This is a genomic window from Mesorhizobium sp. 131-2-1 (assembly GCF_016756535.1).
Taxonomy (GTDB): Bacteria; Pseudomonadota; Alphaproteobacteria; order Rhizobiales; family Rhizobiaceae; genus Mesorhizobium.
Map to the genome: position 1 here is coordinate 4,172,117 of NZ_AP023247.1, position 13,639 is coordinate 4,185,755.

Here is a 13,639-nt window from a genome sequence, read left to right on the forward strand (position 1 = left end):
AAACGTGACGGCGATCTTCGCGGAACAGGCACTTCTGCCGGACGGCTGGAACGACAATGTCAGGGTCACGCTGGCCGGCGGCCACGTCACGGCGGTCGAGCCGGGCGCCTTGCCGCAGGCCGGCGACGAGCGCCATGCCATCCTTCTTCCCGGCATGCCCAATCTGCACAGCCACGCCTTCCAGCGCGGCATGGCGGGGCTCGCCGAACTGCGCGGCCCTTCGGCCGACAGTTTCTGGAGCTGGCGCGAGGTGATGTACCGCTTCGCGCTGTCGATGACGCCCGACCAGGTCGAGACAGTGGCGGCGCAGCTCTATGTCGAGATGCTGGAGGCCGGTTTCTCCCGCGTCGGCGAGTTCCACTACCTCCACCACGACCGCGATGGAAAACCGTACGCCAACATCGCCGAGATGGCGGAGCGCATCACGGCGGCGGCCGCCGGCACCGGTATAGGCCTGACGCTGCTGCCCGTCTTCTATGCCCATTCGTCATTCGGCGGCGCCGCACCCAATGAAGGCCAACGGCGATTCATCAATGATGTCGAGCGGTTCGGACGCTTACTTGAGAAAAGCCGCGAAAGCGTTCGCAGGCTCGATCAGGCGATCGTTGGCGTCGCCCCGCACAGCCTGCGCGCCGCAACGCCGGAGGAGCTCGACGCGGTGACCGCGATGGCGCCTGATGGCCCGATCCACATCCATATCGCCGAGCAGGTGAAGGAAGTGGAGGACTGCGTCGCCTGGTCGGGCGCTCGGCCGGTCGAATTGCTGCTCGACCATGCCAAGGTGGACCGGCGCTGGTGCCTGATCCATGCCACGCACATGACCGAGACCGAGACGATAGGTATGGCCAAGAGCGGCGCAATCGCCGGGCTCTGCCCCATCACCGAAGCCAATCTCGGCGACGGCACCTTCGCGGCACCGCTGTTCGTCGAACATGGCGGCCGCTTCGGCATCGGCTCCGATTCCAATGTGCTCATCGGCCTGCCGGACGAGCTTCGGCAGCTCGAATATTCGCAGCGCCTGGTGCACCGCGCCCGCAACGTACTGGCGGTGGCTGGCGGCTCGACCGGTCGGGCCTTGTTCGATGCGGCGCGCGATGGCGGCAGCGCCGCGCTCGGCGCCGGTCCGGCAGGGATCGTCGCCGGCGCCTCGGCCGATTTCGTGTCGCTCGATCCGAACCATCCCACGCTCGCCGGCAAGACAGGCGACGCGATCCTCGATGCCTGGATCTTCGCCAACGGCACCAGCATCGATTGCGTCTGGGTGCACGGCAGGAAGCAGGTCAGCGGCGGCAGGCATGCCAGGCGCGAGGCGATTGCCGATCGGTTCCGCAAGGTGATAACCGCGCTTTCCGCGGGCTGAGGCGGGTCAGGTATTTCCCATGAGCATGGTCGAGACAACAGAGATGGAAAGCAGCGACGGCGTCTCGCTGCACCAGCGCATCCTGTCCGACATCAGCGAAAAAATCCTGTCCGGCGCCTGGGCGCCCGGCCATCGCATCCCCTTCGAGCACGAGCTGACGGCGGAATACAATTGCTCGCGCATGACGGTGAACAAGGCGCTGTCGCAGCTTGCCAAGGCCGGGCTGATCGAACGCCGCCGCCGTTCCGGCAGCTTTGTCCGCCGGCCGCAATCGCAGGCGGCGGTGCTGGAAATCCACGACATCCGGATCGAGGTCGAGGCGCTCGGCCTGCCTTACCGCTACGAAAGGCTGGCGCGGCTGAAGCGACGCAGCAGCGCCGAGGATCGCGCTCTGTTGGAGCTGACCGCCTCAGGACAGGTGCTTGCGCTGGAATGCCTGCATTTCGCCGGCGAGCGGCCGTTTGCGCATGAGCAGCGGCTGATCAATCTCGCCGCCGTCGCGGAAGCCGCCGAGGAGGAGTTTCTGGGCATTGCACCGGGCCCCTGGCTGATCGGCCGCGTGCCGTGGAGCGAAGCCGAGCACCGCATCCGCGCCACGGCCGCGGACGAGCACATCGCCGACGCGCTCGACATTGATACCGGCGCGCCCTGCCTGGTGGTCGAGCGCCGGACCTGGAGCGCCGAGCATCCGGTCACCCATGTCCGCTTCATCTATCCGGCGGAAAGCCACACGCTGGTGGCGAGGTTCACGCCGTCGCAGGGGTAGCGCTTCTTTACCCTCCCCCTTGTGGGGAGGGTCGCCGCTAAGCGGCGGGGCGGGGGTGCGGCGCAGACCCCCACCCGGACCTTTGGTCCGACCTCCCCACAAGGGGGAGGTAGAAGGCAGGCGCTAGATCGCCGCCGTGATGATGATCTCGACCAGATATTCCGGGCCAGCCAGCTTGGCCTCGCCGGTGGCGCGGGCAGGCGTGTGGCCCTGCGGCACCCACTTGTCCCATTCCGCGTTCATTTCGGCGAAGGTGCTCATGTCGGCCAGCCAGATGATGGTCTGCAGGATCTTGGTCTTGTCGGTGCCGGCCTTGGCCAGCAATTCGTCGACGGTCTTCAGGATGTCGCGGGTCTGCGAAGCGACGTTGCCACCGGGCTCACCGACCTGGCCGGCCAGATAGACGGTGTTGCCGTGGATAACGATCTGGCTCATGCGCGGGCCAACATCGATGCGACGAATGCTCATGGGGCGTTCCTTCCTGTTGTCGGTGGCGTTTCTTTAGAGTTGCGGCTTGCTCCGGGCAAGGCCGGCCGGCGCGAAACCTCTTGAGCCAAGACGGCAACCGAAGGCCAATCGTACACGCCGAAGTGACCACCGCGCCGCGGTCTCGCCCGACTGGCCAGGTTGACTAATGTAATAACATCACATATCGACTTGACGACCCTGACGAAGGGCCATTGCCCCAACGGACCGCCGATGACCAATGCCTGCCTGACCTTCCGCGACCTGACGCTCGGCTACGGCAGTCATCCGGCGATCCATCATCTCGACGGCACCATCCGCAAGGGATCGCTGACGGCGGTGGTCGGCGCCAATGGCTCGGGCAAGTCGACACTGATGAAAGGCATCGTCGGCGTGTTGAAGCCGATGGCCGGCGCCGTGGTCCGCATGCCCGGCGTGCGCACCGCCTATCTGCCGCAACAGTCCGAACTCGACCGTACCTTCCCCGCCCGGGTCGTCGACCTGGTATCGCTCGGTCTCTGGCCGAAACGCGGCCTGCTCGGCCGCTATACAAAAGATGACCGCGAGTCGGTCAGCCAGGCGCTGATGGCGGTCGGCCTCGGCGGCTTCGAGAAGCGCCCGATCGACACGCTGTCTGGTGGCCAGTTGCAGCGCACGCTGTTTGCCCGCGTGCTGTTGCAGGACGCCGACCTCATCCTGCTCGACGAGCCGTTCAACGCCGTCGACGCCAAGACCGTCGGCGACCTGATCCAGTTGATAAAACGCTGGCATGGCGAGGAGCGCACCATCATGGTCGTCGTGCACGACCTGGAGCTTGTCCGGCAGAATTTCCCCGAAACCTTGCTGCTCGCCCGCCAGCCGGTTGCCTGGGGCGACACAAAAGAGACGCTGCGGCCGGAAAACCTGCTCAAGGCGCGGCGTTTCCACGAGGCGTGGGAAGAGAACGCGCCGTGGTGCGAGCCGGATGATCACCATCATGATCATGCCGGGGACGATGACCATGACCATGGTCATGCGCATGATCACGATCACCAGCACGGCTCCGGACCGAGGGCGGCCTGATGGACTTTCTCTACGCCCTCTTCATCGCGCCTTTCGCCGATTTCGCCTTCATGCAGCGGGCGCTGTTCGGCTCGCTGATGCTGTCGCTCGGCGCCTGCCCGGTCGGCGTCTTCCTGATGCTGCGGCGCATGAGCCTGTCGGGCGACGCGATGGCGCACGCCATCCTTCCGGGCGCCGCCGCCGGCTTCCTGCTCTACGGGCTGGAGATCCTGCCGATGACCATAGGCGGGCTGATCGCCGGCATTATCGTAGCGCTTGGCGCCGGCGCGGTCTCGCGCTTCACCATCCAGCGCGAGGATGCCTCGATGGCGGCCTTCTACCTGATCTCGCTCGCCATTGGCGTGCTGCTGGTATCGATCCGCGGCTCCAGCGTCGATCTGATGCACGTCCTGTTCGGCACCGTGCTTGCGCTCAACAACGAAGCGCTGGCGCTGATCGGCGGCATCGTGGTGGTCACGCTGGTCGCCCTCACCATCTTCTGGCGGGCGCTGGTCGCCGAATGCCTTGACCCGCTGTTCCTGCGCTCGGTGAGCCGCATGGGCAGCCCGGTGCATTTCATCTTCCTCGGCCTCGTCGTGCTCAACCTCGTCGGCGGCTTCCAGGCGCTGGGCACGCTGCTGTCGGTTGGGCTGATGATGCTGCCGGCCGCCGCCGCCCGCTTCTGGACGGTGCGCGTCGAGCCGATGTGCGTGCTGGCAGTGCTGATTGGCTTCGCGTCCTGCATCGCCGGGCTGCTGCTTTCCTATCACGCGTCGCTGCCGTCCGGCCCGGCCATCATCCTGTCGGCAGGCGTCGTCTATTTCTTCTCGATCGTGTTCGGTTCGCGCGGCGCGCTGCGCGCCCGCATCGTGCACCATCGTCACCGGACCGCCTGACCCCCCAAGCAAGGACACCCGCCCAATGCTGAAATCCTTCCGCGCCGCCTTGGCCATGAGCGTTATAACATTAACGGCCTTTGGCGCCTCGACGGCCTTTGCCGCGCCGCTCAAGGTGGTGGCGAGCTTCACCGTTATCGCGGATTTTGCCAAGAATGTCGGCGGCGACCGGGTCAACATCACCACCATCGTCGGGCCGGATGGCGACGCCCATGTCTACGAGCCGAGCCCGGCCGATGCGGTGGCGATGGCCGGCGCCGACGTGGTGCTGGTCAATGGCCTGCATTTCGAAGGCTTCCTGCAACGCCTGGTCGACGCCAGCGCCACCAAGGCCGCGATCGTCACCTTGACGAACGGCGTCGCCCCGATCGACTTCAAGCCTGAATTCGCCGATGCCGACGCAGCCGAAGGCGCCGGCACCGGCGGCGGCAAGACGGTCACCGACCCGCACGCCTTCCAGTCGATCGCCAACGCCAGGATATATGTGAAGAACATCGCCGAGGCCTTCTGCACGGCTGACAGCGAGGGTTGCGTCGGCTACCAGACCAACGCGGCGGCCTACACGAAGAAACTCGATGCGCTGGAAGGCGAAGTGAAGGCGGCGATCCAGTCGATCCCCGAGGAGAAGCGGGTCGTCATCACCTCGCACGACGCCTTCGGCTATTTCGAGCACGAATATGGGCTGACCTTCCTCGCGCCGCAGGGCATCTCGACCGATTCCGAACCGTCGGCGGCCGACGTCGCCAAGCTGGTCAACCAGGTCAAGCAGGACAAGGCGGCGGCGATCTTCGTGGAAAACATCACCAATCCGCGGCTGATCGAGCAGATCGCCAGCGAGACGGGCATCAAGGTCGGCGGCACGCTCTATTCGGATGCGCTGTCGCAGCCCGACGGTCCGGCCTCGACCTACATCGACATGATGCACAACAACATCGCCCAGATCAAAGGCGCGATCCTCGGCAGCTGAGGTCTTGCACTCCAGCCGGGTCATGACGGCCCGGCTGGATTTTCCACGGCGAATATCTATTTGCAGCTAGGACGCCGAGCAGTGCCAAGGGTGCCGCCCGGCAACGGCGGTTGCCAGTCTCTTCCCGGAGTGGCAAGACTGCCGCCGAACCAGATTGCGAGGACGACCATGGAATACCGAGAGATCAGCGACGACTATTCGGTCTCGGGCCAGATCCAGCCCGGCGACATCGCCGCCATCAAGGAAGCCGGCTTCAAGAGCGTGATCTGCAACAGGCCGGACAACGAACAGCCCGGCCAGCCTTCGGCCGAAAGCGTCCAGGCGGCCGCCGAGGCGGCGGGCCTCGCCTTCCGCTTCATCCCGGTCATCAGCGGCCAGATCACCTTCGAGAATGTCCAGGACCAGGCCGCGGCGCTCGACGAGCTCGAGGGCCCGGTGTTCGCCTACTGCCGCTCCGGCGCGCGCTGCACCAATCTCTATGGGCTGATCCAGCAGTCGAGGGGCTAGATCGGCAGCGCGCCTGTCTCCTTCAGCGTCTCCAGCACGATCGCCGTCTTCACGTGCTGGACGGATTCGTGCGGCAGGAGCACGCCGTTGACGAACTCGGACAGTGATTTGAGATCGGGCGTCACCACTTTCAGTATGTAGTCCATCTCGCCGGTCAGCGCGTGCGCCTCCTGCACTTCGGGCAGCCGCGCCACCAGCTCGCCGAAGCGGCGGGCGTTGTCGCGGTTGTGGGTGGCCAAGGTCACCGAGATGACATTGACCAGCGAGAAGCCGAGCTTGTCGCGGTCGAGCACGGCGCGATAGCCCTTGATGTAGCCGTCCTCTTCCAGCCGCTGGCGGCGGCGCGAGCACTGCGAAGCCGACAGGTTCACCCGCTCCGAGAGGTCGTTGTTGGTGAGCCGCGCGTCGCCCTGCAGCAGCGCCAGTATCTTGCGGTCGAATTGATCAAGGCGCGCATCATCCACGGATTTCTCTCCATTCATGCACGTTCTACGCATGACATGAGCATTTCAGGCGTTCGAATGCAAGCACCGTGCGGCCCTCAGGCGTTATCATGAGCGAAGATGGCCAAGACCGGCCGCAACAGCTTTTCGGAGAACCGCCATGGGCCCCTTCCCGCACGACGCCCCGCCCGCCAGGATCAGCAAGGCGAACCCCGCCGGCACCGACGGTTTCGAATTCGTCGAGTTCGCGCATCCAGAGCCCGCCAAGCTTGCCGAGCTCTTCGCCCGCATGGGCTACGTCGCGGTGGCGAAGCACCGCAGCAAGGACATCACCGTCTGGCGCCAGGGCGACATCAACTACGTCGTCAATGCCGAGCCCGGCTCGCATGCGATGAAGTTCGTCGACAAGCATGGCCCCTGCGCCGCCTCGATGGCGTGGCGCGTGGTCGATGCCAAGCACGCCTTCGAGCATGCCGTTTCGAAGGGCGCCACGCCTTATGAAGGCCCCGACAAGGCGCTCGACGTACCGGCCATCGTCGGCATCGGCGGCTCGCTGCTCTATTTCATCGAGACCTATGGCGAAAAGGGCTCGGCCTATGACGCCGAATTCGAATGGCTGGGCGAGCGCGACCCGAAGCCCGAGGGCGTCGGCTTCTACTACCTCGATCACCTCACCCATAACGTCTATCGCGGCAACATGGACAAGTGGTGGGACTTTTACCGCGACCTGTTCGGCTTCAAGCAGATCCACTTCTTCGACATCGACGGCAAGATCACCGGGCTCGTCAGCCGGGCGATCACCTCGCCCTGCGGCAAGATCCGCATTCCGCTCAACGAGTCCAAGGACGAGACCAGCCAGATCGCCGAATATCTGAAGAAGTACAATGGCGAAGGCATCCAGCACATCGCCGTCGGCACCGACGCCATTTACGAGGCCACCGACAGGCTCGCCGCCAACGGGCTGAAATTCATGCCCGGCCCGCCCGACACCTACTACGAGATGTCGCATGACCGCGTGAACGGCCATGACGAGCCGATCGAGCGGATGAAGAAGCACGGCATCCTCATCGACGGCGAAGGCGTCGTCGACGGCGGCATGACCAAGATCCTGCTGCAGATCTTCTCGAAAACGGTGATCGGGCCGATCTTCTTCGAGTTCATCCAGAGGAAGGGCGACGAAGGTTTTGGCGAGGGCAATTTCCGCGCCCTGTTCGAGTCGATCGAGCAGGACCAGATCAAGCGCGGCGTGATCAAGCTGGACGGCAAGGCGGCGTAGGCCTCAGGCGTCGAGCGGCTCACAACCCGAGCCGCTCGACCTCTTCTTTTCTCAGCTTCAAATCGTAGTCGAGCAGGAACTCATCCAACTGCGGCGGCGGAACGGAAGTGCCGGAAAGCATCGCATGCACCTGACCGCGGTGATGGATGTCGTGCAGGAAGACATGGGCGAGGATGTCGCCGATCCGCTCAGGGATCATACCGTCTTCGCGCCGGTCGGTGATGACGCGGCGGTCGAGATCGGCCTCGGACAAAGCATCGCAGAAGGCGATAAGCCTGCGGTCGAACGTGATCTGAGCCACTGCCAAATCGGCAACGTCGTCAAACGGCACGAAATCATCATAGGCGGCGGCGCCGGCTCCGCCTTCTGTCAGGAAGTCGAGATAAAGATGGTCGACCGCAAGGATGTGGTTGAGCGTCTCCCTGATCGACGGGAAGAAGCTGGTGCGTTCGGCTTCGAATTCACCGGGCTTTAGCTGCAGCACGGCACGGTAGAGCCGGTCGTTCGACCAGCGATTGTTGCGCGCCATGCGGCGCAGATGCTCGAGCAGAGTCATGGCGCGCTGTCGACCAGACCGATGCCCGCCGCCAAAACCACGAAGCCGGCGACGACCATCAGCAGCAGCCGGATCATTTTCCGCCGCAGGCCTTGCGTTTCCTCATCCCGCGCGACGCTCAGATTGGTGATGGTGTGAAACATCATCGCGTTGCGCGGAAAGCCGCTGCGGTTGGTGAGATCAGGCGAGCGCGCCTCGATGCGGTAGCTCAGCCGGATTGCCTGGATGAAGACCACCAGAATGGCCAGCGTCCAGACGCCAAACAGCAAATAGACGGCTTCGCCTGGCATCCCCTCACCCCACGTATTTTTCGACCTTCTGCTCGATGGCGCCGAAGATCGAATGGCCGGCCTTGTCTTTCATCTCGATGCGCACCGCGTCGCCGAAGCGCAGGAAGGGCGTCTTCGGCTCGCCGCTCTCTATGGTCTCGATCATGCGCAGTTCGGCGATGCAGGAATAGCCGGAACCGCCCGCCGAGACAGGCTTGCCCGGCCCGCCATCCAGCTTGTTGGAGACGGTGCCCGAACCGATGATGGTGCCGGCGGCGAGCGGCCGCGTCCGCGCGGCATGGACGATCAGGGCCGGAAAATCGAAGGTCATGTCGATGCCGGCATTCGCCCGGCCGAACGGCTTGCCGTTGAGGTCGGCCAGCAGCGGCAGGCTGACCTTGCCGCCGTCCCAGGCATCGCCGAGTTCGTCCGGCGTCACCGCGACCGGCGAGAAGGCTGAGGACGGTTTCGACTGGAAGAAGCCAAAACCTTTGGCAAGCTCCGGCCCGGTGATGGCGCGCAGCGTCACGTCATTGACCAGCATGACCAGCCGGATCGCGTCCCTGGCCTCGTCGAGGCCGGCGCCCATCGGCACGTCGTCGACGATGACGGCGACTTCCGCTTCCATGTCGATGCCGAAGGCCTCGTCCGCCATGCGGATCGGGTCGCGCGGCGGAATGAAGCTATCCGAGCCGCCCTGGTAGATCAGCGGATCGGTCCAGAAGCTTGCCGGCATCTCGGCACCGCGCGCTTTGCGCACCAGTTCTACATGGTTCACATAGGCTGAGCCATCCGCCCACTGATAGGCGCGCGGCAGCGGCGAATGCGCGTCGTGCTCGTGGAAGCGCGCCGAGGGCACGGCATTGTTCTCCAGCGATTCCGCTATGGTCGCCAGATGCGGCCAAATCCGCCGCCAGTCGTCGAGCGCGGCCTGCAGCGTCGGCACCAGGAAGGAGGCATCGGTGAACCGCGTCAAATCGCGCGAGACCACGACCAGCTTTCCGTCGCGCGTCCCGTTCTTCAATGTGGCAAGCTTCATGCATCCTCCCAATGGTTATTCGTAATATTTGCCGGCATAGAGAATTCTGGCCGCGGCCTTCCAGGGATTGTCAGCCATGAGATGGGCTGCATCGCCACGGCTGTCATCAGTCCAGGTGGTGGCCCAAGCGACCGCGGCTTCGAGGAAATTTGCTATCGAGCCGTTTTCCCAGCCGTTCCAGCTGGTGTAAGGCGCTGCTGACCGCAACGCCTCCTTGCGGTCGGCATCCTCGCGGTCCTTGCGCAGCGCATCGATGAAGCGGACAAAAGACGGCAAGTCCCGCACGTCGTCGAGAAACGGGGAGAGCTGCGCCCAGGATTTCTCCCCGGACTTATCCACCTCGTCCCAAAGCTCTTTGTCGGCCATCATCACTCCCGAAACCCCACAACAAGGCCGTCGCGGGCAATCGTCAAGTCACCGGCCCACGATTTCCTGACCGCGGCCTCCCAATCGGACTCGCCGATTTCGGGATCGTCGGCCGGAATGAGGTGATTGAGCACCAGTCTTTTGACGCCGGCATCGCTGGCGATGCGCCCGGCCTCTTCTGCAAAGCTGTGGCTGGCGAGCAGATGTTCGCGCAGCCGGGCGCCGTTGCCGGTTTTCGCCACCAGCCGCTCGATGCCTTCCTCCAGCATGGCTTCGTGGACGAGGATGTCGGCATCTCTGGCGAAGCCGGCCAGCGGCGGGAAGAAGGCCGTGTCGGCGGAGAACACCACGCTCCTGCCGCCATGCTCGAAACGCAGCGCAAAACAGTCGGTCACCGGCGGATGGTCGACGCGCAGCGCCGTCACCTTCAAGCCGCGCTCCTCCACAACCAGGCCTTCGCCGAACTCATCGACCGAGACCAGATCCCTTATGTCCGGCCGGCCTTCGTCGACGATGCGGATCTCGATATCGAACTGCAGCGCCTCGCAGAAGCGCTGCCAATAGTGGCCGGTGCCGGGCGGACCGAAGACGGTCACCGGTGTGGCGAGGCCCGCCGTCCAGGCGGTGTGGATCAGCGGCCCGAGCTCCAGCACATGATCGGAATGAAGATGCGTGACAAAGATAAGGTCGAGCGTCGTCAGGCTGAGCCCGGCATCGGCCAGTCCGCGGGTGACGCCCAGCCCGCAATCGACGACGATCACGCGGCCGCCAATCTCAAGCAGCGAGGAACTCGGCCACGGCCCGCCCGGCCGGATCGCCGGACCGCCCTTGCAGCCGAGAAGAACGAGGCGGTCCAAATTCAAGACCAGTCGCCCTCGGGCGTGCCGTTAAAACGCTTCTTCAATCCGGCCCAGCAGTCGATGTAATTGTCCTGCCTGGTTTCTACCTCGGCGGCGTAGCGCGTGAGCATCTGCGGGAATCGGGTCTCGAACATGAAGGCCATGGTGTTGTCGAGCTTGACCGGTTTCAGCTCGACGCGCGAGGCCTTTTCGAAGCCAGACGCATCGGGGCCATGGGCCAGCATAAGATTGTGCAGGCTGATGCCGCCTGGCACAAAGCCCTCCTCCTTGGCGTCGTACTGGCCATGGACCAGGCCCATGAACTCGCTCATGATGTTGCGGTGGTACCAAGGCGGCCGGAACGTATCCTCGGCCACCAGCCAGCGCGGCGGAAAAAGCACGAAGTCGATATTGGCGGTGCCTTCCTCGCCGCTCGGCGCCGTCAGCACGGTGAAGATCGACGGATCGGGATGGTCGAACAGGATGGCGCCGACCGGCGAAAAGGTTGCCAGATCATATTTGTAGGGCGCGTAGTTGCCGTGCCAGGCGACCACGTCGAGCGGCGAATGGCCGATCTCGGTGACATGGAAGGAGCCGCACCATTTGACGATCAGCCGGCACGGCGTCTCCCTGTCCTCGAACCAGGCGCAGGGCGTCTTGAAGTCGCGCGGATTGGCAAGGCAATTGGCGCCGATCGGGCCGCGGTCGGGCATGGTCAGCTTGGCGCCGTAGTTCTCGCAGACATAGCCGCGCACCTCGGCATCGGTGAGCTCGACCTTGAAGACGAGGCCGCGGGGCAGCACGGCGATTTCGCCGGGTCTCAACTCGATGACGCCCATCTCGGTGACGAAGCGCAAGGCGCCGACCTGTGGCACGACAAGCATCTCGGCGTCGGCGTTGAAGAAATGGTCGTCGGTCATCGAGCGGTTGGCGACATAGACATGCGCCGCCATGCCGGACTGCCCGAGCACGTCGCCGGCAGTGGTGAAGGTCCGCATGCCCTCAATGAAGTCGGTAGGCTCCTTCGGCATCGGCACCGGGTTCCAGCGATACTGGCCAAGCGCCAGCTCGTGGTCGCCGAGATTGGGTGCTGTCTTCCACAGCGGATAGAGCGCGGACTTGAAGCGCCCGGTGTGCCGGACGCTCGGCCGGATGCGGTAGAGCCAGGAGCGCTCATTGGTGCCACGCGGCGCTGTAAAAGGTGAACCGGAAAGCTGCTCGGCATAGAGCCCGTAGGCCGGCCGCTGCGGCGAATTGCGCCCCTGCGGCAGAGAACCGGGCAGCGTCTCGGTCTCGAAGTCGTTGCCGAAACCCGGCATGTAGGAAAAGGCCATCCGATCCTCCCGTATCCCCGTCATGCCGCTCTCGGCTTCCGGGGATGTTGACCAAACTGGTTTCATTTGTAACCATCTAGAATGTAACTATCAAGAACAGGGCACAGGCGATGGAAACGGAAATCCTCGAGCTCGAAAGCTTCCTGCCCTACCGGCTCTATCGGCTGGCCGACGCTGTCAGCCGGGAATTCTCGACCATTTACAGGGACCGTCACGGCCTGACCCGGCCGGAATGGCGCACGCTTTCGGGGCTCGGCCAGCACGGCACGATGACCGCGACGGCGCTCGGCGAGCAATCGGCCATGCACAAGACCAAGGTCTCTCGCGCCGTGGCCGAGCTGGAACGCCGGCGCTGGCTGACGCGCACGCCCGATGAAAACGACCGGCGCGTCGAGGATCTCGCGCTTACCAAGGCGGGCCTTGCCGCCTATCGCGAGATGGTGCCATTGGCGAAAGCGTTCGAACGGGAATTGCTGGGGAGGCTGAGTGCCGAGGAGCGGGCAGCGATCGTCAGCGGGGTGGCGGCGCTGGAGGGGGCTCTTTCCGCTCCGTAGCGAAGGAAAGCCGCCCTATCCCTTCGTCATTCTAGGGCGGAGCAAGGAGCGAAGCGACGCGCGCAGACCCTAGAGCGCGTACTCAACCCTTGCACGACGTTTGAAGCAGTGATTCAACGCCTTGATTTGGAGGCGATGATGGCACGCTACGATCTAAGCGAGACGGAATGGCAAATCGTGGAGCCGCTTCTGCCGCCGCACGGTTTGGGCAAGAAGCGGGTCGATGATCGGCGGGTGGTAAATGGCATATTTTACGTTTTGAGGACCGGATCGCCTTGGCGCGATCTGCCCGAACGGTATGGCCCCTACACCACGGTCTACAATCGCTTCAACCGCTGGGCCAAGAGAGGTGTCTGGTTGGCGATGTTTGAAGCCCTGGCGGCTAAGTCACCACAGTCTTTGCACTTAATCGACAGTTCGATAATCCGCGCTCACCAGCATGCCGCGGGCGGTAAAAAGGGGGTCCGGATAACGCCATTGGCCGTTCTCATGGCGGACTAAGCACCAAGGTTCATGCCCTTGTCGATCAGGATGGTCTGCCCATCCGTTTGCTTATCACCGAGGGCAAGGCATCCGATAAGACCATCGCCCCGCAGCTGATTGAAGGGTTGCCGCCGGCAAAGGCGCTTGTCGCTGACAAAGGCTACGACAGCTGGCCGTTAGTTGCTCTCATTGCCAGAACCGGTGGCTCGGCCAACATTCCAACCCGCCGTCACGTCAAGAATAAACGTGTGGTTCCGCCAGAGCTCTACCGGGAGCGCAACCGCATCGAACGCTTCTTCTGCAGGCTCAAGCAATTCCGCCGGGCCGCAACCCGCTTTGACAAGCTCGCACGCAACTACCTGGCCATCCTCAATCTCGCATCGCTCCGAATATGGCTGCGACACGTTGAGTCCACGCCCTAGAATCCATGCCGTTACCTAAGCCAAGAATGCAACGGTCCAGAATAGCCGCCGATGAC

At 64.1% G+C, this 13,639-nt stretch carries 17 protein-coding genes; 9 read left to right on the forward strand and 8 right to left on the reverse strand.

Going from position 1 to position 13,639, the window contains the following annotated elements:
- Nucleotides 1-4: 4 nt before the first annotated feature.
- Together JG743_RS20200 and hutC are read left to right on the forward strand one after the other, a co-directional pair.
- Nucleotides 5-1,360: a formimidoylglutamate deiminase gene (locus JG743_RS20200; RefSeq protein WP_202292526.1), complete on the forward strand. Its 1,356-nt coding sequence runs from the start codon at nucleotides 5-7 to the stop codon at nucleotides 1,358-1,360.
- A gap of 19 nt (nucleotides 1,361-1,379) precedes the next feature.
- Nucleotides 1,380-2,126 (forward strand): histidine utilization repressor, encoded by a 747-nt coding sequence (gene hutC / locus JG743_RS20205; protein WP_202292527.1) that lies wholly within the window; start codon nucleotides 1,380-1,382, stop codon nucleotides 2,124-2,126.
- A 123-nt stretch (nucleotides 2,127-2,249) separates the two neighbouring features.
- Here the strand turns inward: hutC and JG743_RS20210 are convergent, their stop codons facing one another.
- Nucleotides 2,250-2,594, reverse strand: a complete 345-nt coding sequence (locus tag JG743_RS20210; RefSeq protein ID WP_202292528.1) for a RidA family protein — start codon at nucleotides 2,592-2,594, stop codon at nucleotides 2,250-2,252.
- Nucleotides 2,595-2,825: 231 nt separating this feature from the next.
- On the opposite strand from JG743_RS20210, the gene aztA reads away from it, so the two are divergent.
- From aztA to JG743_RS20230, 4 genes are all read left to right on the forward strand, one after another.
- On the forward strand, nucleotides 2,826-3,653 hold the full coding sequence (gene aztA, locus JG743_RS20215) for a zinc ABC transporter ATP-binding protein AztA (RefSeq protein WP_202292529.1): 828 nt from the start codon (nucleotides 2,826-2,828) through the stop codon (nucleotides 3,651-3,653).
- Nucleotides 3,653-4,528 carry a zinc ABC transporter permease AztB gene (gene aztB / locus JG743_RS20220; RefSeq protein ID WP_202292530.1) on the forward strand — a complete coding sequence of 292 codons (876 nt, stop codon included), beginning with the start codon at nucleotides 3,653-3,655 and terminating at the stop codon, nucleotides 4,526-4,528. The genes aztA and aztB overlap by 1 nt, the downstream gene beginning before the upstream one ends.
- Nucleotides 4,529-4,553: 25 nt before the next feature.
- Nucleotides 4,554-5,495, forward strand: a complete 942-nt coding sequence (gene aztC / locus JG743_RS20225; protein WP_202292531.1) for a zinc ABC transporter substrate-binding protein AztC — start codon at nucleotides 4,554-4,556, stop codon at nucleotides 5,493-5,495.
- Nucleotides 5,496-5,663: 168 nt separating this feature from the next.
- Entirely contained in the window at nucleotides 5,664-6,002 is a 339-nt protein-coding gene (locus JG743_RS20230) for a TIGR01244 family sulfur transferase (protein WP_202292532.1), read from the forward strand.
- On the opposite strand, the gene JG743_RS20235 is transcribed toward JG743_RS20230, so the two are convergent.
- On the reverse strand, nucleotides 5,999-6,466 hold the full coding sequence (locus JG743_RS20235) for an Lrp/AsnC family transcriptional regulator (RefSeq protein WP_202292533.1): 468 nt from the start codon (nucleotides 6,464-6,466) through the stop codon (nucleotides 5,999-6,001). The two genes, JG743_RS20230 and JG743_RS20235, sit on opposite strands and share 4 nt — an antisense overlap.
- Nucleotides 6,467-6,605: 139 nt before the next feature.
- Between JG743_RS20235 and hppD the strand changes: the two genes are divergently transcribed.
- Complete coding sequence (gene hppD / locus JG743_RS20240) at nucleotides 6,606-7,721, forward strand: 4-hydroxyphenylpyruvate dioxygenase (RefSeq protein ID WP_202292534.1); 1,116 nt, start codon at nucleotides 6,606-6,608, stop codon at nucleotides 7,719-7,721.
- A gap of 19 nt (nucleotides 7,722-7,740) precedes the next feature.
- Here the strand turns inward: hppD and JG743_RS20245 are convergent, their stop codons facing one another.
- The 6 genes from JG743_RS20245 to hmgA are packed head-to-tail and all read right to left on the reverse strand — an operon-like array spanning nucleotide 7,741 to nucleotide 12,124.
- A complete protein-coding gene (locus JG743_RS20245) occupies nucleotides 7,741-8,277 on the reverse strand; it encodes a DinB family protein (RefSeq protein ID WP_202292535.1) in 537 nt (178 codons plus the stop codon).
- On the reverse strand, nucleotides 8,274-8,567 hold the full coding sequence (locus JG743_RS20250; RefSeq protein WP_202292536.1) for a hypothetical protein: 294 nt from the start codon (nucleotides 8,565-8,567) through the stop codon (nucleotides 8,274-8,276). The genes JG743_RS20245 and JG743_RS20250 overlap by 4 nt, the downstream gene beginning before the upstream one ends.
- 4 nt (nucleotides 8,568-8,571) lie before the next feature.
- Complete coding sequence (locus JG743_RS20255) at nucleotides 8,572-9,585, reverse strand: fumarylacetoacetate hydrolase family protein (RefSeq protein WP_202292537.1); 1,014 nt, start codon at nucleotides 9,583-9,585, stop codon at nucleotides 8,572-8,574.
- Nucleotides 9,586-9,600: 15 nt separating this feature from the next.
- Entirely contained in the window at nucleotides 9,601-9,951 is a 351-nt protein-coding gene (locus tag JG743_RS20260; protein WP_202292538.1) for a DUF7660 family protein, read from the reverse strand.
- 2 nt (nucleotides 9,952-9,953) lie between these two features.
- A complete protein-coding gene (locus JG743_RS20265; RefSeq protein ID WP_446720867.1) occupies nucleotides 9,954-10,814 on the reverse strand; it encodes an MBL fold metallo-hydrolase in 861 nt (286 codons plus the stop codon).
- Nucleotides 10,811-12,124, reverse strand: coding sequence for a homogentisate 1,2-dioxygenase (gene hmgA, locus JG743_RS20270; protein WP_202292539.1), 1,314 nt, complete (start codon nucleotides 12,122-12,124; stop codon nucleotides 10,811-10,813). The genes JG743_RS20265 and hmgA overlap by 4 nt, the downstream gene beginning before the upstream one ends.
- 110 nt (nucleotides 12,125-12,234) lie before the next feature.
- Between hmgA and JG743_RS20275 the strand changes: the two genes are divergently transcribed.
- Complete coding sequence (locus JG743_RS20275; RefSeq protein ID WP_202292540.1) at nucleotides 12,235-12,678, forward strand: MarR family winged helix-turn-helix transcriptional regulator; 444 nt, start codon at nucleotides 12,235-12,237, stop codon at nucleotides 12,676-12,678.
- 138 nt (nucleotides 12,679-12,816) lie between these two features.
- Nucleotides 12,817-13,583 (forward strand): IS5 family transposase gene (locus JG743_RS20280; RefSeq protein WP_202292541.1). Its coding sequence is split into 2 segments (ribosomal slippage): nucleotides 12,817-13,152 and nucleotides 13,155-13,583, totalling 765 coding nucleotides; the frame shifts between segments, so codons are not numbered across the junction.
- The last annotated feature ends 56 nt before the right edge of the window (nucleotides 13,584-13,639 follow it).